We start from the raw sequence: 19,345 nt of genomic DNA, 5'->3' as shown, positions 1-19,345 counted from the left end.
TCATGAAAAAAATCGAAGCTATCATTAAGCCATTTAAAATGGACGATGTCAGGGAAGCCTTAGCTGAAGTCGGTATTGCAGGGATGACAGTAACCGAGGTAAAAGGTTTCGGTAGGCAAAAAGGCCATACGGAGCTCTACCGCGGAGCTGAATACCAAGTTGATTTCCTACCTAAAATCAAGGTTGAGCTAGTGCTCGACGACGAACGCGTTGAGCAAGCCTTAGATGCCATTCAATCAGCAGCTAAAACGGGTAAAATTGGCGACGGCAAAATATTTGTTTATAACGTAGAAAGTGCTGTGCGAATTCGTACCGGTGAGCAAAACGAAGACGCTATATAAGTTTTGAAACTTGTCAAAAATGCACTAAAAAAGGGAGCGAAATAGCTCCCTTTTTTGATATTCAGATTCGCCCACTTTAGTGGTCGTGTCCACAACCTTCTGGTCCGTGTACATGACCGTGTTCGCGCTCTTCTGCGGTAGGTTCACGAATATCAACAACATTAACGTCAAACGTTAGCGGAATACCTGCAAGAGGATGATTTCCGTCAACAACAACTTCGTCATCGGTGGTTTCTATGATAATGACCGATTGCTCGCCCTGAGGTGTTGTTGCACGAAATGACATGCCTACTTCCACTTCTGTGCCTTCGAACATAGAGCGTGGAACTGTTTGTACTAGCTCGTCGATTCTCTCGCCGTATGCTTTTTCCGGTGCAACAGAAACATTGAAGCTTTCGTCTTTTTCTTTGCCAATTAGTGCGTCTTCTAGTCCCTCAATAAGGAAGCGTTGACCGAGTAACACAACTAGCGGTTCCTTTCCTTCAGATGAGTCCAAAGTGGTTCCATCTTCGGTTGAAACAGTGTAGTGAAGTGTAACAACGCTGTCAGAGGTAATAGTCATAAAAAATCCTAAGTTGTCCCGTGAGGGTAAATGAATGTAAATCGGTTGCCGCTGCGCCTATCGACGTTTCTTGACGATATTGCTGGCTTGTTGCTCTATGCTATACGGCAAGGGGTAAGGGTAACAGGTTATAGCGCTATGATCAGCCAAACGGTGTAAATCTTCTTCGGTTGTTTCATTTGATAGCACCGCCATAAACCATGTCTCACCTTCCAGCCTAGCAACACTGATAATTTGGCCAGCCCTTCTCCAGTTATCGCCAAGCTGTTTTTCAACTGTATCGCCCGCTGATAACTCAACGCTTTCTGCAACGTGAAAAGCGTATGCTGCCCGTTTGTTTTTACCCAAGAAGCGAGTTCTTGCAACAACTTCTTGACCCATGTAACAGCCTTTGTCGAAATCTATCGCATTGAGTGCGTGCAAGTTGAGCATTTGCGGGACGTATTCGCCCACAGTATCACCACTAATTTGAGCGTGCGCGTTGGATATTTTTATTGCGTCGTACACGGTGTGTGAATATGAGGCCATGGCGAGCTCAGCTATGTTTTCTCTGAGTTTTTTACTTGCGCTGGCATTCAGTATTACAACATAGCCTGGTTGTTTGGTGTCAGTTTCAAAACACAGGCCTTCTTTGGCTTGATGACTGATAAGAGGCTCAGGAGACTCATCGTTTACGAAAGGAGAGTTAGAAAATAGCGGGCCTAATAAATTCTTTGCCGCTGAACGAGATACAAAATATGCATGCATTTCTTCACTGTTATCGATAATGTCGACTTTAGAAAAAACGCCATACTTATTAAGCTCAGCAAGAGTGCGAGCGCCTGCATCCTTATTTGTCAGTAAAAGGATTTTGGTTCCATAACGGGCAATAAGCCCTGTAGACCATGTTTTACCTTTATTGTCGCAATGCGCATAGTGGCGAACCGTTTTTTCATCTAACGTATTTATATTAACGGTTAATTGGCCCTGTAAGTAGCTATCTGCCTGCTCACCTTCTAGTGAAATGATCATACTGCCGTTTAGCTCTACCGTGTAATCGGTTGGCAGTGAATCTAAGGTAAGTAAGGTATTGGAATGAGACATGGTCAAACTCTTTTATTGCTGTTCGTTATGTCAAGGTATGGCAAAACTCGATTTTATCAAGGGGCGAGCTAAATAAGATTAAAATTCTTAGCGTTAAGTTACTGTTAGTTTTGTTATCAGACCAAAAGAGCAGTGATCCTGGCACGACGCCCGTGGTACTATTTAGGGATAACAAATAAGGTTGAAAAAATTTATGTTTGAACCCAAAAGACTTGCAAGACTAAAGTGGGCATGCCGAAGAGGTATGTTGGAATTAGATGTATTATTGCTTCCCTTTGTAGAGCAAGCGTTCGACGAGCTGACTTATAAAGATCAAGAAACATTTGAACGCTTGCTAACCAGTGACGATCCTGATTTGTACGCATGGTTCATGGGACATCAAAAATGCGAAGACCCTGAATTAGCTGCGATGGTGTCCACTGTCGTAAACCGTGTCAAAGTATAGAATACACGTAACCTTTACGTGTTATAGAACTGCGCTTAATCGGGCCGCCTTAAGCTTAATTTGTCTTGTATGCTTGATGTCGTTGCCCGATGCATTTTCAACATGGATTGATATGGCGACGGTAACTATTTTTGCGTCTGTCGCCTTAGTCTTATGGGTATGTTCGTCGCTTAGACATGATACTAGGTATAGACACCACCAAGAAAGTTTCGATTTTACGTTGACGGATGAGGGGGGCATATACGTTAGCTATGACGATAATGGGGGCCACCGCAGCGTTAACAAAGTCATTAAACAGCATCTCGTGACTTACATCTCCAGCGACACAGAGCTAAACAGTGCCTTTCAAATTCACTGCTCATCTCAATTATATCCATGGGGAATTTGTCTTGAGACGGCTCGTGTCAAAACAAAGTGTTTCAGTCGTAGCCACACGCACTTTGGTTGGATTTTAAAAGGTGAATGTTCCGAGCGGGATTATCGCAGGCTCTGTAGAGCAGTAAATTATGTTAGAAAAAAGGCTTAGGTCAACATGCCCGAGGGACGAAATGTATGCTAAGTGAATATTCAAAAGCGCTATTTAAACGTGTAGACAAGCGTCAACTAATGCAATTTAAGCCGCCTAGACTGCCGCAACGAATTCATACAAAAACTCTGCATATTGATAACAAACACTACAGTAAATATTGTGAGGAAGTTGCGTGGCCCAACAGCGACAAAATGCATCCACTTTATTTACAAATGCTGTCGCTACCGCTTCAAATGCGCTGCTTGCTCGACAAACAAGGCCCTTTTCCTCTATTAGGTTTAATTCACTGTGCCAATGATGTACATGTGATTGAAGACTGTGATTTAAGCGAGCCTTTTGAGTGTCGGGTGAGGTTCAATGACGTACGAGCACATTCTAAAGGCTGGGAAGTAGACATAGTGCTTGATGCATTGCAAAACGGACAATCTGTTTATCGTGCAGTAAGTAGCTATTTGGTAAAAGTGAAAGCCGTACATGTTGCTCCTAAGCCGACTCATACACATCGCAAATTCGGCGAGCAGGGCAGAGATACAACTTCTCAGGTTTTGGAAAACCAGCAGCGAGAACTTATCGCAAAAATTGACGCAACATCAGACACAGGTAGGCGCTACGCTTCTATTTCGGGAGATTACAACCCCATTCATCTATCGACGCTCTCTGCAAAGTTGTTTGGATTTAAGCGCGCAATCGCTCATGGAATGTGGACGTTGGCCTGTGTAGCCTCTCGATTAGGCGATGGCGATGCGTCGCATACGCAAGACATTAAACGAATAGTGTGTACGTTTAAAAAGCCAGTGCTATTGCCAGAAGTGCTGACAATTTATCGACTTCCATCTCATTGTCCATCGGCTGTAAAAGAGAGTGTTCAGTTAGAAGTGAGTAGTATCGACGATACCATCACGCATTTATCTGTCCAAATTGATTATTAATTGATTATTAATTACTGCCTCTGACGCGCCCTAACCAGATTGTTGCTTCGAGCAGGCTATCGGGGTTATCAGAGGCAGTGAGAAATGTCGTTATGACATTCCGCTAAAGCTGCCTTCGGTAATTAACGCACCTACATCTTCACCCGACAACTGTTTCCGCGGCACTAAAACAGTGGGTTTAGGGTTGCTCAGTTGACCAGGGTGGTCTAGGTTAAAATGCAGTCCACGGCTTTCTTTTCTGGCCATAGCGCAACGAACAATAAGTTCAGCAACCGTCACGAGATTTCTCAATTCAAGTAAATTATTACTTACTCTAAAGTGAGAATAATATTCAGTGATTTCTTGTTCGAGCAATTTGATACGGCGCATAGCGCGCTCTAGGCGTTTATCAGTGCGAACGATACCAACGTAGTCCCACATGAACAGTCTGAGTTCGTGCCAGTTATGTTGAATAATGACTTCTTCATCTGAGTTCGACACCTGACTCTCGTCCCATGGCGCAATCACTTCATCACAATCTTGTGTCGGAAGACTACTGATAATATGGTCTGCAGCGGCGCTAGCAAAAACAACGCATTCAAGTAACGAGTTCGACGCCATTCGGTTCGCGCCATGAAGGCCGGTATAGGCTACTTCACCAATGGCGTAAACGTTATTTAAGTCAGTTTTTGCGTTGAAGTCTGTAACAACTCCGCCGCAGCTGTAATGTGCTGCCGGTACCACAGGAATAGGCTCTCGCGTAATGTCGATACCCAGAGAGCGACATTTTCGATAAATATTCGGAAAATGCTTAACGATAAAGTCAGCAGGTTTGTGACTGATATCTAAATACATACAATCTGCGCCAAGTCGCTTCATCTCATAGTCGATGGCGCGCGCTACCACATCTCGTGGGGCAAGGTCACCGCGCTCATCAAATTTATGCATAAACCGAGTACCGTCAGCATGGCAGAGGTTGGCGCCTTCGCCTCGTAATGCCTCAGTAATAAGAAAATTGCGTGCCTGCGGGTGGAATAAACAAGTAGGGTGAAACTGGTTAAATTCCATGTTAGACACTCTACACCCTGCGCGCCACGCCATGGCAATGCCATCGCCGCTCGAAACATCAGGATTAGAGGTGTACTGGTAAACCTTGCTCCCACCCCCAGTTGCTAGAGCGATAAAGGGGGCGCGAATGACTTCTACATGTTCTTGTTGACGGTTCCACACATAGGCGCCAACACAGGTATTCTCTTCTGTTTGTGAAGGAATGAGGTCGATTGCATTATAACGTTCAAAAAAATGAATGTTAGGGTGCGTAGATACAGCGTCGTTTAGGGTTATTTGTAACGCTTCGCCGGTCGCGTCTGCAGCGTGAAGAATACGGCGGTGGCTGTGACCCCCTTCACGAGTAAGGTGAAATTTGTCTTCGCCAGATTCGGTTTTCTCTCTGTCGAAGGGCACGCCATAGCTTATTAACCATTCTAGTGCCTCTTTGGCTCGTTCTGTAGTAAAGCGAACCGCCGGCTCCTCACACAAGCCTCCGCCCGCGTTCAATGTATCGTTAACATGGGCGTCGATAGAATCTTGCTCATCGAATACCGCGGCAATACCGCCTTGTGCGTAGCGAGTAGAGCCTTCGTTTCTGTCGCTTTTACTCAACACAATGACTTGGCAGTGATCTGCGAGCTTTAATGCTAAACTTAAACCAGCCGCGCCGCTCCCGATTATTAACACATCACACCGATGTTCTATGCCATTTGGTGTGGAAGTTAGTGAAGACGATCCAGATTTCATGTATTTTTATATCATTTCAAACGAGCAAAGGTTCGGCAAGTCTAATGGATGAGTGGCAAAACACAATAATTCTTAGGGCGTGAGTAAAGTATTTTTAAAATATTTAATGCTTTATTAGAACTTTTTTTAGAAGAACACGTCTACACACAGGCTTAATAGAGCTATTGTGTATGTGAAGTAGGGAGTAATGGCTCGAATGAGCGAGCAGATAACCGACCAGCAGCTGGTCGAAAGAGTACAACGTGGAGATAAGAACGCATTTAATTTGTTGGTAACACGTTATCAGCACAAAGTTATGCATTTAGTTTCTAGGTACGTGAAAAATACTGGCGACGTAGCAGATGTTACGCAAGAAGCCTTTATTAAAGCGTATCGGGCGTTACCTAATTTTCGTGGAGATAGTGCTTTTTACACGTGGCTTTACCGTATAGCGGTTAATAGCGCGAAAAACTATCTCGTTTCCCAGGGGAGAAAGCCACCTGCTAGTGATGTGGACGCAGAAGAGGCTGACTATTATGAGGGAAGTGATGCGCTTAAAGAGCAATCTACACCAGAGCGCAGTTTACTCTCTGATGAATTAGAGGAAACCCTGTTTAAAGTAGTCGAAAAGCTTCCCGACGATTTGCGAATGGCAATTACGCTGCGTGAAATTGAAGGTCTTAGCTATGAAGAGATAGCAAGTGTTATGTCTTGTCCTGTTGGCACAGTAAGATCTCGCATATTCAGGGCAAGAGAAGCAATAGACAAAGTGATTCAACCGCTGTTAGAAAATTAAATTTAAATAAATTCTAAAAAAGATGAACTTTCTTTTTTCTGAGATGACTAACAGCTGTGTTAGGGTAGTTAACGATCAAATAGATCTGGATATGAATATATGACGCAACAGCAAGAAAAATTGTCCGCATTCATGGATGGTGAAGTAGAAGACGATAAAATCATCGATGCTATAAAGCAAGATGAGGAGCTTCAAGCTAAGTGGCAGAGATACCACGTCATCCGAAGTACAATGCGAAAAGAAGCGAGCGTAGCGCCAGAAATGGACCTTACTGCGAGCATCGCTGCTGCGCTAGATAATGAGCCAGCGATTGTTGCACCAAAAACATCTCGATGGCGCTCTATCCCTGTGCTCGGCAATGTTATTCCATTTGCTGCACAATCTGGACAATTTGCCGTGGCAGCTTCAGTAGCGTTAGCAGTTATTTTAGGGGTTCAGCATTTGAATCAACCGGCGCCGTCTGAACCTTTCACTACTGCCCCAACTGCTGGTCCTCAGGGCGGTCTTGCGCCAGTTAGCCTAGAACAAACTCGAACGTTACCGCGTAACGATATGAACGAAGTGCTGGCTAAAAAACGCAAAATTAATGCGCTTATCGCAGACCACGAGCAGCAAGTAAAATTGAAACAGGTACAGATAGATGAAGAGGAAAAGGTATCTGAGGAACCAGATCGTCCTTAACCACTATCAGTCCAATGAGCATGATTAATTACCCTAAGAGGTCACGCAATTAGTTGTGCGAAAAGTGTTCAATTAATTTCTTCACATACCAGCATTTAGTCGTGCTGGTATGTCTGTTTTAAAGGCAAGGAAAAATGCGCTGTAATCAATCTGTTTTCTTTTTCTTACTCACACTCTCTTTTGTTACGCCATTTTCGTCAAATGCCCAATCAAACTTGCAACCTACGAACCAAGAAAGTGATGAGAGCGCTTCGCCTACAACGTCGGTAGAGTGGCTCAATCGACTCCAGTCACTCATTACTTCAGCAAATTACCAAGTTTCTTTCGTGCAAACGACGGTGGGTAAGGAAACGGTTCCCTATCTGTGGAGACATGCGGTTCTTGATGATGGGACCAAGGTAGAGCAGTTAAATCTGCAAAATGGGCCAGGCAGAGAGCTTATTCGTGTTGACAGTATCGTGAGTGTTTTCGAGCCTGATACCCAGCCATATAGTATCCGTTCGCGTTTCATCAATGGGCCCATTCCAAGCCTTCTATTGCACAACCCAGAGAAGCTGCTGCAAAGCTATGAGTTTGTACTTGTTGGCAGGGCGAGGGTAGCTGGGCGTCCGGCGCAGCAAATACGAGTGGTGAGTCGAGATAACACGCGTTTTGGCTACCAACTTTGGCTAGATGAAGAGTCTGGCATGTTATTAAAACTCAACATGCTCGATTTGCAGGGGGGCGTGCTAGAACAAATTCAAGTGAGTGCGTTCACTATCACGGAAACGCCTTCTGTTTATTTTTCTCGCATCAATCAATCGTCATTACCAGACCCTATAACAATGCCAAGTACACAGTCGCGAGCGCACGGGTGGGAGGTTAACTATTTGCCTGTTGGTATGAGCGAAGTGAAAAGGGATACTCGACGTTTAGCGTTAACTGGACAAGTAGTAGAATACAAAATGTTCAGTGATGGATTAGTAGATGTTTCAGTTTATGTCCAGCCTGCTGAAGATGCGTTAGGTGGCGATATAGCCCTACGTAATGAAGTGAGTACATTTCTTACGTTGAAAGCGGGAAAAGCGCAGGTGACGATACTTGGCGAAATTCCGTTACAAACTGCGAAAGCCATCGCGACATCAATCAGTTCAGTTAATAAAAACAATGATTAAAGAGTCAGCAAGAGTCGTTGCTGTAGAGGGCGACAAAGTGACAGTTGAAGCTGCGATAAAGTCAACATGCAGCAGTTGCCAGGCGCAGAGCGACTGCGGTACCGGCGCAATATCTCGTGCCCTAGCGCCTAAGACGCAGCGGCTAACATTATCTACCCCCATGACGGTGAAAGTGGGGCAAAATGTCACTATTGGTATACCTGAAGCGGGTGTGCTTAGTGCATCGGCATGGCTTTATTTACTGCCCCTAATCTCTTTTATTATTTGCTTCTCACTTGCGTCTTATTTTCTACAGCAAATGAATCTTACGCAGGAATTGTGGGGTGTTTTACCTAGCGTAGTTGCAACGGTTATTGTGTATAAATACATTGCGAAAAAGCTGCGTCGTGTTGAATCATCAAAGTATCAACCCGTGTTACTCAACACTCATTTTGCCGATAATGAGTAACAATGCCCTTAACGTAAGCTTTTATTGCTTTCAACTATTCTAAAGCTCACTTACCGTCCACCTTGTATCAACCTGCTTTCTAACAATCCCTAGCCCGCTCAACCTTATCGCATTTACATCCTTAGTAATCATCACATCAATCTCTTTCCACCTTTCTTCATTAACAGTTCATCTCATCGCATACGCCTTTTAGCAAAATATGCTGTTGCTAATTCGCTTTTCAGCGGATAAATGGGTAAAATCCGCACGCGCCGCGTTTACGTTTTAGCGTGAAGCGAGTGGTATTTTTCGTTTAATGAATTTTTCTGCAGGTAATTTCCAGCATTATGCAACAATCGCACATTCGTAACTTCAGTATTATCGCCCATATTGACCATGGTAAATCGACCTTGTCTGACCGTCTTATTCAGCATTGTGGTGGACTTTCCACCCGTGAAATGGCTGAACAGGTTCTTGACTCCATGGATTTGGAAAAAGAGCGCGGAATTACAATTAAAGCACAAAGCGTAACGCTGGAATACAACGCCAAAGACGGTGAAACTTATCAGTTGAACTTCATTGATACTCCGGGACACGTCGACTTCACTTATGAGGTGTCGCGCTCTTTGGCTGCCTGTGAAGGAGCACTGTTGGTTGTTGATGCAGGTCAGGGCGTAGAAGCTCAAACACTAGCAAATTGTTACACTGCAATTGAAATGGATATGGAAGTGGTTCCGATTTTGAATAAAATCGACTTACCTCAAGCCGATCCTGACCGCGTAGCAGAAGAAATCGAAGATATAGTGGGCATTGACGCACTAGAGGCCGTTCGCTGCTCTGCGAAAACAGGCATTGGTATTGAAGATGTACTTGAAGTTATTGTTAACAAAATCCCGCCGCCAGAGGGAGATAGAGAAAAGCCGCTTAAAGCGCTGATCATAGACTCTTGGTTCGATAACTATCAAGGTGTTGTGTCGCTAGTTCGTATTGTTGAGGGGCAACTCAACAAAAAAGACAAGATACAAATCATGTCGAACGGACAAATTCATCAAGTTGATAAAATTGGTGTATTTACGCCAAAGCCTCTGGATACAGGTATTCTCAGAGCTGGCGAAGTTGGTTTCATCATTGCCGGCATTAAAGATATTCAAGGTGCGCCGGTAGGCGATACCATCACATTAGCCAAAGCGCCTGCTACCGAAATGCTGCCAGGGTTTAAGAAGATCAAACCTCAGGTTTATGCCGGTATCTTCCCAATTAGCTCTGACGACTATGAAGATTTCCGCGATGCGCTTGCGAAGCTAAGCCTGAACGACGCGTCTTTGTTTTATGAGCCAGAAAGTTCAGCAGCGCTTGGATTTGGATTCAGAATTGGTTTCCTTGGCATGCTGCATATGGAAATCATTCAAGAGCGTCTAGAGCGTGAATACGATTTAGGTCTTATCACCACAGCGCCAACAGTAATCTACGAAGTTGAAACCACAAAGGGTGAAACCCTGACGGTGGACAGTCCAGCGAAACTGCCGCCGGTGAATGATATTGCAGAAATTCGAGAGCCTCTAGTCGAAGCGAATATTTTGGTTCCGCAAGAATATCTTGGCAATGTTATTACGCTTTGTGTAGAAAAGCGCGGCATGCAAACAAACATGACCTATCACGGCAAACAAGTTGCAGTGACATACGAGCTTCCTATGGCTGAGGTTGTACTAGATTTCTTCGACCGCTTAAAGTCGACTAGCCGTGGTTTTGCCTCGTTAGATTACAACTTTAAACGCTTCCAAACCTCTGACATGGTGCGTGTGGATATTCTAATAAACGGGGAACGAGTGGATGCGTTAGCGGTTATTACGCACAGAGAAAATTCTCAGGGCCGCGGTCGAGAACTGGTTGAAAAATTACGTGAATTAATACCAAGACAAATGTTTGATATTGCCATTCAGGCAGCTATTGGAAACCATATTGTTGCGCGTAGCACGGTTAAGCAATTACGTAAAAACGTTATTGCTAAGTGTTACGGCGGTGACGTTAGTCGTAAGAAAAAGCTACTTCAAAAGCAAAAGGAAGGTAAGAAGCGCATGAAGCAAGTGGGTAACGTTGAACTGCCACAGGATGCGTTCCTTGCAGTATTGAAGGTAGGTAAATAATGGCGAACTACTTTTCCCTGATTTTAGTGGCGCTAACACTAATTACAGGGCTTATTTGGCTAGTCGATAGCCTAGTGTTTGCGCCAAAGCGCAAAGCTCGATTGCAGGCGGCAGCAACAGCAGAGAACGCGGGGTATGGTGAAGATCCTCAGTTGCCATATATGGTCGATACCGCCCAGCAAATTTTTCCGGTTATTGCGTTTGTATTGGTATTGCGGTCTTTTTTGTATGAACCGTTTCAAATACCTTCAGGCTCAATGATGCCAACGCTGTTAGTAGGGGATTTTATTCTAGTTGAAAAGTTTGCTTATGGCGTGAAAGACCCTGTTTTTCGTAGCAAGCTTATTGAGACTGGTGCTCCAGAGCGCGGTGATGTGGTTGTGTTTAAATATCCTGAAGACACTGGAATTGACTATATAAAACGCGTAGTCGGCATGCCGGGTGATACCGTGGTTTATCAAAATAAGCAGGTATTTATAAAACCTAAATGCACAGATAAAAACAACTGTCCTAAATTAGAGGCTGTTCCACTTTCGTTTCAAGAGCGAGGTGAATTTGTTCAAGATATGGCACAGCTGATGCGCTATACAGAATCCCTTGGTGATATCGAGCATGATATTTTACGCCACCCAATGCGCGATATCTCTCCGGTGAATTTTTACACCCAGCCAGGAACACGCCGCAACGAGTGGATAGTGCCTGAAGGCCATTACTTCGTGTTGGGGGATAATAGAGACAACAGTCGAGATAGCCGCTTTTGGGGCTTCGTACCTGATGAAAATCTAGTGGGTAAAGCCGTCGCTATCTGGGTCTCATTTGAGTTTGAACGTAAACAGGAAGATATGTTGCCTTCGTGGATACCAACAGGCATTCGCTTTGAACGCGTAGGCGGCATTCATTGATGCAAGGAATCGATAAATATCATCGTCTTTATAAGGCGATAGACTATACATTTAACGATGTGGCGTTGCTGAACCAAGCTTTTACTCACAGAAGCGCAGCTAAGCTCCACAACGAGCGTCTGGAGTTTTTGGGAGATGCCATTTTAGGCATGATTATTGGCGAAACCCTTTATAAGCGGTTTCCCGATGTGCCTGAAGGAAAGTTAACCCGAATGCGTTCTACTTTGGTCAAAGGCGATACGCTTGCCGAGTTGGCCAGAGAGGCGAGTATGGGTGAGCTACTGAACTTGGGGCCCGGTGAATTAAAAAGCGGTGGCAATCGCCGAAGCTCTATATTAGCTGATGCCGTTGAAGCACTGCTTGGCGCCATATATCTAGACTCTGGCATGGACGAAGTTCGTGGTGTTATCGACAGACTCTGGGAAACCAGGATCAGCAAACTCGACCCCAATGCCCATCCAAAAGACAATAAAACGCGACTGCAAGAATTTTTACAAGGTCGTAAACTTCCTCTTCCTACCTACGAAGTGCTGTCCATTTCAGGTAAGGACCATGCGCAAGTCTTCCAAGTTAGCTGCAAAGTGGAAAGCTTGGCTGAGCCAGTAAAAGCATCTGGCAATAGCCGCCGTAAGGCCGAACAAGAAGCAGCCCGTCTAACGCTGGAGAAGCTCGATGACTAATATTGATCAAGGTGAACCGCAGACACGCTGTGGTCTAGTTGCCATTGTAGGCCGTCCGAATGTTGGTAAATCCACTTTGCTAAATCGTCTGCTTGGTCAAAAAGTAAGTATTACTTCAAGAAAGCCACAAACCACGAGACACCGCATACTGGGTATCGATACTGACGGTGAGTACCAAGCTATTTATGTTGACACGCCAGGACTTCACCAAGACGAAAAGCGCGCCATTAACCGCTACATGAACCGCGCTGCGTCAAGTTCACTTGCCGAGGTGGGCTTAGTACTGTTTGTGATTGAAGGCGATCGCTGGAATGCCGAAGATGAAATGGTGCTCTCCAAGGTCAAACAGTCTAACCTACCGTGCTATCTCATCGTTAATAAAATGGACAAGGTTGAGAACAGAGAAGGCTTTGTTACCCACTTGCGCATGCTTGGTGAAAAACACAGTTTCGAACATATTGTCCCCATTAGTGCGAAGCAGGGTAAAATGGTTGATGATATTCGCGAGCTCGTGGCTAAATTTTTACCCTCAAGTGAATTCTTTTTCCCTGAGGACTATATTACCGACCGCTCAAGTCGGTTTATGGCCGCAGAAATTATCCGCGAAAAACTAATGCGCTTTACCGGTGACGAATTACCTTATTCAACTACGGTGGAAATAGAGCAGTTCAAAATGGCCGAAAACGGCGTCTATCGAATAAGTGGTCTTATTCTAGTTGAGCGTGAAACACAAAAACGGATGATAATAGGTAAGGGCGGAAAGCATCTAAAAACCATTGGCGAGCATGCACGCAAAGATATGGAAAACCTTTTCGATAATAAAGTGTTTCTAGAACTCTGGGTGAAAGTGAAGCAAGGTTGGGCTGATGACGAGCGTGCTTTGCGCTCACTGGGTTATGGCGATGACAGCAACCTGTAGTATGTGATCCCTTCCTAGCCCTTTTCCGTTTTTAAGGTCTTGTAGATTTTCGTATATGCGCAACCTATTAACGCTTTTTAAAAGTAGTTTTAGCTAGGTTGCGCGGGAGAGACTGATGGCTATATCTGATATGCGTAGGCAATACTCAAAGGGAACCTTGAGCGAGTCTGACTTAACCGACACTCCTTTTCAATTGTTCGATAAGTGGCTTAAAGACGCTATTGACGCAAACATACCTGATCCAACTGCTATGACGGTGGCTACCGTTGATTCAACTGGTCAACCCTCTCAGCGCATAGTATTACTTAAAGATGTAAATAAAAACGGGTTTGTTTTCTTCACAAATTTGGGAAGTCGCAAAGCTCAGGAGCTAGCGTCAAACCCTAAGGTTTCTTGCCATTTTCCATGGTTTTTTATGGAGCGTCAGGTGCGGGTTTGCGGGGTAGTAGAGAAATTGTCAACGACTGAAAATGCGTCCTACTTTTTTTCTCGTCCAAAAGACAGTCAGCTGGCAGCCTATGCGTCCAAACAAAGTAAGCCCATTGGAAGTAAAGAGTTACTACTTACTCAGTTCCAGCAGCTAAAAGATAAATTTGCTAACAAAGAACTGCCAGTGCCCGATTTTTGGGGCGGATTTAGAATAGTGCCGCATCAAATCGAATTCTGGCAAGGTGGTGAAGATAGGCTCCACGACAGAATTGAATACAATGTAGACGAGCAAGGCCAGTGGAATACCCAACGGCTTATGCCTTAATTGGAATACGCGTGATTAGGGGGGAATATGATAGACAGTCATTGCCATCTTAACCTACCCCCCTTATGCGACGACATTCCACACGTATTAGCGACTGCAAAACAAAATGGTTTGAAGAGGCTCATGGTACCGGGGATCACTCCCGAGTCTTGGAGTACATTACGATACTACCAAAATACGTATTCTGATATTTTGCCGATTGATATCGCGATAGGTCTACATCCTTATTTTCTTTTGCAGAATGAGCAGTCATTGTCCGAATCACTGGCTCTGTTAGAAAAGACCATTGATAGTAACGTTCGCGCTATTGGTGAGACAGGGTTAGACGGTCATATCTCTGTATGTATGAAAATGCAGAAGCAAAGCCTTCACGCCCATCTCAATCTTGCAGAAGCGCAAGGCCTGCCAGTTATTCTCCACCATCGTAAGTCTCACCACCTGCTACTTGAAGCACTTAAGTCATCGGTATTTTCAGGCTCTGGCGTGATACATGCATTTTCGGGCAGTATCGATGTGGCAGAACGCTATATCGACAAAGGGTTCTATCTTGGTATTGGCGGAACAATTACCTATGAACGTGCGAAGAAAACGCGAGATACAGTAGCTCATCTTATCCGCTACTATTCTGACAGAATATTACTAGAAACGGATGCACCGGATATGCCGATGTCGGGGAGACAAGGTAAGACCAATATGCCACGCTTTATTACCGATGTGATAGACGCAATGACAGCGCTTAGCGATATCGAGCCATCTGAGCTTATTAATATAACGACAACAAATTACAATCGCCTTTTTAATATTTGAGTGATGACATCCAATAGCCAAGGCCGGAATTTGTAAAAGCCTCTTGTCACGTAAATGCCTACTACCAACGCAATAAATAAAACTATTACCGCAATCACAAACAGCTGAGAGCGAAGCGACAACGGCGCCTCTAACACTTTCTTTGTGTCCATATGTATGTGAAGGTAGCCAACAACTTGCCCTTGCTCGCTAACAATCGATTCAACAAACGTGATAGGCAGCACGTCTTGCGATTGATTAAGACTGACTACACTTTCGGTTTTAGGTAAAGGTGCGAGGTATCGACCTTTTTCATCAAATACTGAGATACCAAGGACATGGGGCTCGTCAGCTAAAACCTTTATTACTGAATTGAGGTTGCCGAGTTGAGGGGCAACAGATGCATTGGCACTCTTGTCGTCATTGGCGTCAGGCTTGCTCATTAACGGTTGTAATAGTTTGCCGTATTGACGGGCGGCACTGTTTCCCGCATAGGCGGTTTGAGCATGCAGCCACTCTTGTTGGTAACGTTGCAGCATAAGCAGTAACGCAACTAATAGAGCAATAACAAGACTAGCCAATAGCGTATGCATCACTCTTTTTATAACGGTGTAAAGAGAGTGGGAATGGTTTACTGATGCAGTTGTTAACGGTGTTTCGGCCTTTGCCAATATAAAATTCCGTAAAAGGATAAATGTATCGATAACAGTAGGATAAATCTTACTAATTTGAAAGACCATATTTTATTACGGCGCCCAATTGGGTAGCATTAGCCCACTTCAATGTTTAAGGAACTCCCAGCCGTGCTCGACACTTTTAAATCTCGTTTAGGCGACAAGGAAAGCGATAGTATCCATTCATCATCAGCGTTAGCCGGTTTAATAAACGGACAGAGTACCGGCGTAGACTTTCACGCGTCTTTAACCATTATAGGTCAAGCATTAACGCCTTATATTGTTGGCAATGTGTTATCTGACATTCAGTCACATTTCGACACGGGTGCGCTTGCGTTCCATCATTTACACCAGCAGCTAGGTGATGATGTGGTAGTGGCAAGAGGTAACCTGTTAAAAGACAACAAGTCCGAATTAAAAGCAATGCTGAGTGCGTTATCTGCAACTTTCAACATAGACATTGGTTTGCAGCTTTCACAGCCATCTTTGTCAAAAGGTGGCTTGTTGGTCATGGACATGGACAGTACAGTTATTGGCATTGAATGTATTGACGAAATTGCAAAGCTAGCTGATGTTGGTAGAGAAGTGGCTGAAGTTACAGAAAAAGCCATGAGGGGAGAGATTGCGTTTAACGAAAGCCTTAACCATCGTGTAGCCTGTTTAGAAGGTGTACCTGTGGAACATCTTCGCAAAATTCGCGACAGCTTGCCGATAATGCCGGGGATCCAAGCCTTACTGAGCGAACTCAAAAAGCATGGATGGAAACTGGCCATCGCGTCGGGTGGTTTTACCTACTTTGCTGATCATTTAAAACAACGACTAGAGCTGGACTTTGCTACCTCAAACACGCTGGAAGTCGACAACGGTCAACTTACTGGGAAGGTAGTTGGAGAAATAGTCAATGCAGATGTGAAAGCAGAGACCGTAAAACAACTTGCTGCAAAATGGAACATCGATAGTGAGCAAACGGTAGCAATGGGAGATGGAGCGAATGATCTCGTTATGATGAAAGAGGCAGCGTTGGGTGTGGCGTGTCATGGCAAGCCTGTGGTCAACGAAAAAGCCGACGTGGCAATTCGAGCCGGTAGTCTTCACTCTTTACTTTACTTTTTAAGCGAATAGTAGCAAGCCGATTTCAGCCATCTAGCTTTGTATGCTGAAATCGGCTTCTCTTAAAGTCAGGCGCTTTGATGCTGAGAGGTGCCTAAGGGCGTTCTATTCTGAGTAATCTCCTCACTGCTAAAGCCGTAGCGAATTAAGACTTCATCAGTAACATCAATTAGATGAGAGCAAGCGGCAATGCTCCACATTTTCTTCTCAAGCTCCCTTGCTCTGTGCATCGCGTACATGGTGACGTAGTTAATTTCTGTTTGTAGCATAGAGAGATCGGGTTTCCCCGTTGTTGTTAACATCACATGGATAGCAATGAACTGCCCTCTATTCATGGCTTCCCTTATGAAGCTCTTTCTTTGCTGATTGTTGTCGAACTTATGAGAATAGCGAGGAATTATAGCCATTCGAGAATCTTTTTGAGAATTGTCGAAAGAAACAAAAAGCTCTTGGCGCAACGGCATATTTTCCAGCTTAACTGTTTTTATACCGCTTTGTACAAACGGCGAGTCTGATTTTCGATCGCGGAATAAGAATTCAAGATTCACTTTTCCTCTTTCTGCATACTGCGTGGTTAGCAAAGTAATTCGTTCATCCTGTTTCCCGATAATACCAGCTTGCGGCGTATACCGTACTCCTTCCCTGCTCATCAGAAATGATAAAGAGGTCGCATTTCTTGCATTTATGCAGCGTAGTGCTTGCCCCATACCTGGAATTTCTTCTTCATCAGACTCAGCTTGAAGGTTGGCTTTGTTTTTCTTTATTAACTCTTCGAAGAAGTTTCGGGCGGTTTTACCTTCCTCTCCTGGTGCTGCTTTCAGGTGTAAGATGTTCTTCTCGATATTGTGATAAACAATGTCGTATTGAAGGTTCATAACATCAAAAGAAGTTGTAATCGATTGAAGGCGCGGAAAAGCCACTTCTACACGATCTTCCAGGCTGCCTCCATATTCTTTGGTTAATTCCACCCGAAGCCCTAAGCCCCTTACAGAAATATCTTCGCTCACGCCTTTGTGAGCAGTGTCCTCGCCGTTAAAGCGCACCTCAATATGCGTACGCAGTCGATAGCGGCTTTCTATGCGTAGTTCCTCATTTTTAAATCGAACAATTTCTATCTTTGAGGGAGCTCGACTACGCGGGTGTCCAAAATTCTTTAAATAGGAAAGGTTTTCACGGTTAAATTTAAAATCGCTGTAAGTTTCTTGTCCCGTCAACGAGGTCACGTCTGTCACATGGGCTAAATAACGCAGATTTTTGAGTCTACCCATTAACCGTGCAGAGGGAGGAGTATTTAGTTTTTTTACTTTACTACCCACAGAATCAGGAATCGAAAGTGGAATATGGGCCTGCTCTGGAGTCATGTCTGTAAGCGTTACCTTAAACACTCGCCAACTCGCTTTTTTCGACCCAAAGCCTAAAAATACCTGTTTTAGTAATTCTTTTTGTTGCAGCTCTTCATAAGATGCCGAGTAAAAATAGACCTTACTATTTTGCAGATGGGTGAAGCTAAAAATAAAACATTCTCTCACCTCGTCTGACTTTCTGAGCAGGTGATGCAAACGTTCTTGAGTCAGTAGAAAGCTCAAGCGACAGGTATTTTCTTCATCTTGCCAGTACTGAATAGTTTCCCGGTTTACTTCATTCATCATGGCAAACCGGGGAACGAGCGTTTCGTTTACCACGTCAATGTAAACCGGCAAAGTAGGGCTTCTGGGTGAAAAGTATTGTTCAGAAATTTTACTGGTGATAGCCTCAATGGTGTTATTCATATTCACTTTATATCGGCGTTTGTTACCGTGTATAAAACTTTCTAAAAAGTTATCGAAGCTTTTATTTGGGTGGTCTACCGCTCTTTGAAAGGCTAGATATTTTACATCGTTTTTTTCGGAAATCTTCACTAATCGATAAGCAATACCGTGCTTTTTATCTAAAGTGAATTCGTTTTCAAGCCCTCTAAAATAAACGAAAAGTAGTTCACCTTTCTCGAAGATAATATCTTTGGGGAGTTTAACTTGTAATCCTTCAAGTGATATATCAACACTGAGGCCCCGCATAGACTCATTGTATTGGTTGAATATCTCCACCGCCACAGCAAAATTCATGCGTTCGGTATTGCGCTGCTGATAATCTAGCAGGTTTACCGTATCTACTTTGAACTGCTCGAGCACCGCAGAACGTTTCCTAGCATCGGGCTGTGCTCTTTCTGCTCTCTCTTGCGCAATTTCTCGCTCTTGCATAAGGCGGAAGTTGTTTTCTGTGCTTTGTACTGCTTCGTATACACCATAGGTGTAACGGCCAAATATTCGAAGTTGTTCTTCGAATTTATCAACAGCGATGTCGTCCATGAAGTGATTTCGACCTTCATGAGTATATTTTTTACACTTGCCATCAACATTGCCACGAAGGTCGATTGTGCGAAGACACGGCTTAGCCAGACGCTTTACTTCCATTTTTATAAGAAAGCGCTTTTCTTTGGGAACATCAGCTGCAACTTGCTGCAATACCTGATTGAACTCAGGCTCATTCACCACAGGCTTCAACTGTTCAATTATGTCTTTATACTGTGCTAAGTCTTGACTCATCTATGCGCAACTTCACTGTTTACTTTTTCATTTTAGTTTTTATCGGCTATGTGTGAAAAGTCCTTAACCTCGCACCCTTGGCCGGCATCCGT

The 19,345-nt window shown here is 44.2% G+C and carries 20 protein-coding genes; 15 read left to right on the top strand and 5 right to left on the bottom strand.

Features of this window, described 5'->3' with window-relative positions; all coding sequences use genetic code 11:
- The first annotated feature begins 2 nt into the window (after nt 1-2).
- The gene (locus CW735_RS13135) at nt 3-341 is read left to right on the top strand and encodes a P-II family nitrogen regulator (protein WP_032096901.1); all 339 of its coding nucleotides are present in this window, start codon (nt 3-5) and stop codon (nt 339-341) included.
- Between the two features lie 76 nt (nt 342-417).
- Here the strand turns inward: CW735_RS13135 and CW735_RS13130 are convergent, their stop codons facing one another.
- Together CW735_RS13130 and ygfZ are read right to left on the bottom strand one after the other, a co-directional pair.
- Nucleotides 418-903 carry an FKBP-type peptidyl-prolyl cis-trans isomerase gene (locus CW735_RS13130; RefSeq protein ID WP_071980109.1) on the bottom strand — a complete coding sequence of 162 codons (486 nt, stop codon included), beginning with the start codon at nt 901-903 and terminating at the stop codon, nt 418-420.
- Nucleotides 904-960: 57 nt separating this feature from the next.
- Nucleotides 961-1,986, bottom strand: a complete 1,026-nt coding sequence (gene ygfZ / locus CW735_RS13125) for a CAF17-like 4Fe-4S cluster assembly/insertion protein YgfZ (protein ID WP_100972532.1) — start codon at nt 1,984-1,986, stop codon at nt 961-963.
- Nucleotides 1,987-2,179: 193 nt separating this feature from the next.
- On the opposite strand from ygfZ, the gene CW735_RS13120 reads away from it, so the two are divergent.
- From CW735_RS13120 to CW735_RS13115, 3 genes are all read left to right on the top strand, one after another.
- Nucleotides 2,180-2,431 (top strand): FAD assembly factor SdhE, encoded by a 252-nt coding sequence (locus tag CW735_RS13120; RefSeq protein WP_071980107.1) that lies wholly within the window; start codon nt 2,180-2,182, stop codon nt 2,429-2,431.
- 76 nt (nt 2,432-2,507) lie between these two features.
- The gene (locus CW735_RS20145) at nt 2,508-2,957 is read left to right on the top strand and encodes a hypothetical protein (protein WP_442857492.1); all 450 of its coding nucleotides are present in this window, start codon (nt 2,508-2,510) and stop codon (nt 2,955-2,957) included.
- A 26-nt stretch (nt 2,958-2,983) separates the two neighbouring features.
- Nucleotides 2,984-3,889, top strand: coding sequence for a MaoC family dehydratase (locus CW735_RS13115; protein ID WP_100972530.1), 906 nt, complete (start codon nt 2,984-2,986; stop codon nt 3,887-3,889).
- Nucleotides 3,890-3,979: 90 nt separating this feature from the next.
- On the opposite strand, the gene nadB is transcribed toward CW735_RS13115, so the two are convergent.
- The gene (gene nadB / locus CW735_RS13110; RefSeq protein WP_100972528.1) at nt 3,980-5,665 is read right to left on the bottom strand and encodes an L-aspartate oxidase; all 1,686 of its coding nucleotides are present in this window, start codon (nt 5,663-5,665) and stop codon (nt 3,980-3,982) included.
- A 196-nt stretch (nt 5,666-5,861) separates the two neighbouring features.
- On the opposite strand from nadB, the gene rpoE reads away from it, so the two are divergent.
- The 10 genes from rpoE (at nt 5,862) to CW735_RS13060 (ending at nt 14,908) form a co-directional block, all read left to right on the top strand.
- Nucleotides 5,862-6,440: an RNA polymerase sigma factor RpoE gene (gene rpoE / locus CW735_RS13105; protein ID WP_071980104.1), complete on the top strand. Its 579-nt coding sequence runs from the start codon at nt 5,862-5,864 to the stop codon at nt 6,438-6,440.
- Nucleotides 6,441-6,539: 99 nt separating this feature from the next.
- On the top strand, nt 6,540-7,121 hold the full coding sequence (locus tag CW735_RS13100; protein ID WP_071980103.1) for a sigma-E factor negative regulatory protein: 582 nt from the start codon (nt 6,540-6,542) through the stop codon (nt 7,119-7,121).
- A 134-nt stretch (nt 7,122-7,255) separates the two neighbouring features.
- Nucleotides 7,256-8,275, top strand: coding sequence for a MucB/RseB C-terminal domain-containing protein (locus CW735_RS13095; protein WP_071980102.1), 1,020 nt, complete (start codon nt 7,256-7,258; stop codon nt 8,273-8,275).
- On the top strand, nt 8,268-8,723 hold the full coding sequence (locus CW735_RS13090; protein WP_071980101.1) for a SoxR reducing system RseC family protein: 456 nt from the start codon (nt 8,268-8,270) through the stop codon (nt 8,721-8,723). Before CW735_RS13095 ends, CW735_RS13090 begins: the two co-directional genes overlap by 8 nt.
- Before the next feature lie 326 nt (nt 8,724-9,049).
- A complete protein-coding gene (gene lepA / locus CW735_RS13085; protein ID WP_071980100.1) occupies nt 9,050-10,846 on the top strand; it encodes a translation elongation factor 4 in 1,797 nt (598 codons plus the stop codon).
- A complete protein-coding gene (gene lepB / locus CW735_RS13080; protein ID WP_071980099.1) occupies nt 10,846-11,748 on the top strand; it encodes a signal peptidase I in 903 nt (300 codons plus the stop codon). The genes lepA and lepB overlap by 1 nt, the downstream gene beginning before the upstream one ends.
- The gene (gene rnc / locus CW735_RS13075; protein WP_100972526.1) at nt 11,748-12,428 is read left to right on the top strand and encodes a ribonuclease III; all 681 of its coding nucleotides are present in this window, start codon (nt 11,748-11,750) and stop codon (nt 12,426-12,428) included. Before lepB ends, rnc begins: the two co-directional genes overlap by 1 nt.
- A complete protein-coding gene (gene era, locus CW735_RS13070; protein WP_100972524.1) occupies nt 12,421-13,347 on the top strand; it encodes a GTPase Era in 927 nt (308 codons plus the stop codon). The genes rnc and era overlap by 8 nt, the downstream gene beginning before the upstream one ends.
- 115 nt (nt 13,348-13,462) lie before the next feature.
- Nucleotides 13,463-14,101 carry a pyridoxamine 5'-phosphate oxidase gene (gene pdxH / locus CW735_RS13065; protein WP_100972522.1) on the top strand — a complete coding sequence of 213 codons (639 nt, stop codon included), beginning with the start codon at nt 13,463-13,465 and terminating at the stop codon, nt 14,099-14,101.
- A 27-nt stretch (nt 14,102-14,128) separates the two neighbouring features.
- A complete protein-coding gene (locus CW735_RS13060) occupies nt 14,129-14,908 on the top strand; it encodes a TatD family hydrolase (protein ID WP_100972520.1) in 780 nt (259 codons plus the stop codon).
- On the opposite strand, the gene CW735_RS13055 is transcribed toward CW735_RS13060, so the two are convergent.
- Nucleotides 14,884-15,558, bottom strand: a complete 675-nt coding sequence (locus CW735_RS13055) for a hypothetical protein (RefSeq protein ID WP_198520971.1) — start codon at nt 15,556-15,558, stop codon at nt 14,884-14,886. The two genes, CW735_RS13060 and CW735_RS13055, sit on opposite strands and share 25 nt — an antisense overlap.
- 132 nt (nt 15,559-15,690) lie before the next feature.
- Here CW735_RS13055 and serB point away from each other — a divergent pair, with 132 nt between their 5' ends.
- Entirely contained in the window at nt 15,691-16,683 is a 993-nt protein-coding gene (gene serB / locus CW735_RS13050) for a phosphoserine phosphatase SerB (protein WP_232368283.1), read from the top strand.
- A 56-nt stretch (nt 16,684-16,739) separates the two neighbouring features.
- Here serB and CW735_RS13045 read toward each other — a convergent pair whose 3' ends face one another.
- Entirely contained in the window at nt 16,740-19,253 is a 2,514-nt protein-coding gene (locus CW735_RS13045) for a PilZ domain-containing protein (RefSeq protein ID WP_071980093.1), read from the bottom strand.
- Between the last annotated feature and the right edge of the window lie 92 nt (nt 19,254-19,345).

Origin of the sequence: Alteromonas sp. MB-3u-76, assembly GCF_002831605.1 — a bacterium.
GTDB classification, from domain to species: domain Bacteria; phylum Pseudomonadota; class Gammaproteobacteria; order Enterobacterales; family Alteromonadaceae; genus Alteromonas; species Alteromonas hispanica.
Note: the sequence above shows the minus strand (reverse complement) of the source record. Positions and strands in the feature narration are given on the sequence as shown.

Coding starts and splice junctions, on each gene's coding strand:
- CW735_RS13135 (WP_032096901.1), top strand. CDS start 3: ATGAAAAAAATCGAAGCTATCATTAAGCCATTTAAAATGGACGATGTC.
- CW735_RS13130 (WP_071980109.1), bottom strand. CDS start 903: ATGACTATTACCTCTGACAGCGTTGTTACACTTCACTACACTGTTTCA.
- ygfZ (WP_100972532.1), bottom strand. CDS start 1,986: ATGTCTCATTCCAATACCTTACTTACCTTAGATTCACTGCCAACCGAT.
- CW735_RS13120 (WP_071980107.1), top strand. CDS start 2,180: ATGTTTGAACCCAAAAGACTTGCAAGACTAAAGTGGGCATGCCGAAGA.
- CW735_RS20145 (WP_442857492.1), top strand. CDS start 2,508: ATGTCGTTGCCCGATGCATTTTCAACATGGATTGATATGGCGACGGTA.
- CW735_RS13115 (WP_100972530.1), top strand. CDS start 2,984: ATGCTAAGTGAATATTCAAAAGCGCTATTTAAACGTGTAGACAAGCGT.
- nadB (WP_100972528.1), bottom strand. CDS start 5,665: ATGAAATCTGGATCGTCTTCACTAACTTCCACACCAAATGGCATAGAA.
- rpoE (WP_071980104.1), top strand. CDS start 5,862: ATGAGCGAGCAGATAACCGACCAGCAGCTGGTCGAAAGAGTACAACGT.
- CW735_RS13100 (WP_071980103.1), top strand. CDS start 6,540: ATGACGCAACAGCAAGAAAAATTGTCCGCATTCATGGATGGTGAAGTA.
- CW735_RS13095 (WP_071980102.1), top strand. CDS start 7,256: ATGCGCTGTAATCAATCTGTTTTCTTTTTCTTACTCACACTCTCTTTT.
- CW735_RS13090 (WP_071980101.1), top strand. CDS start 8,268: ATGATTAAAGAGTCAGCAAGAGTCGTTGCTGTAGAGGGCGACAAAGTG.
- lepA (WP_071980100.1), top strand. CDS start 9,050: ATGCAACAATCGCACATTCGTAACTTCAGTATTATCGCCCATATTGAC.
- lepB (WP_071980099.1), top strand. CDS start 10,846: ATGGCGAACTACTTTTCCCTGATTTTAGTGGCGCTAACACTAATTACA.
- rnc (WP_100972526.1), top strand. CDS start 11,748: ATGCAAGGAATCGATAAATATCATCGTCTTTATAAGGCGATAGACTAT.
- era (WP_100972524.1), top strand. CDS start 12,421: ATGACTAATATTGATCAAGGTGAACCGCAGACACGCTGTGGTCTAGTT.
- pdxH (WP_100972522.1), top strand. CDS start 13,463: ATGGCTATATCTGATATGCGTAGGCAATACTCAAAGGGAACCTTGAGC.
- CW735_RS13060 (WP_100972520.1), top strand. CDS start 14,129: ATGATAGACAGTCATTGCCATCTTAACCTACCCCCCTTATGCGACGAC.
- CW735_RS13045 (WP_071980093.1), bottom strand. CDS start 19,253: ATGAGTCAAGACTTAGCACAGTATAAAGACATAATTGAACAGTTGAAG.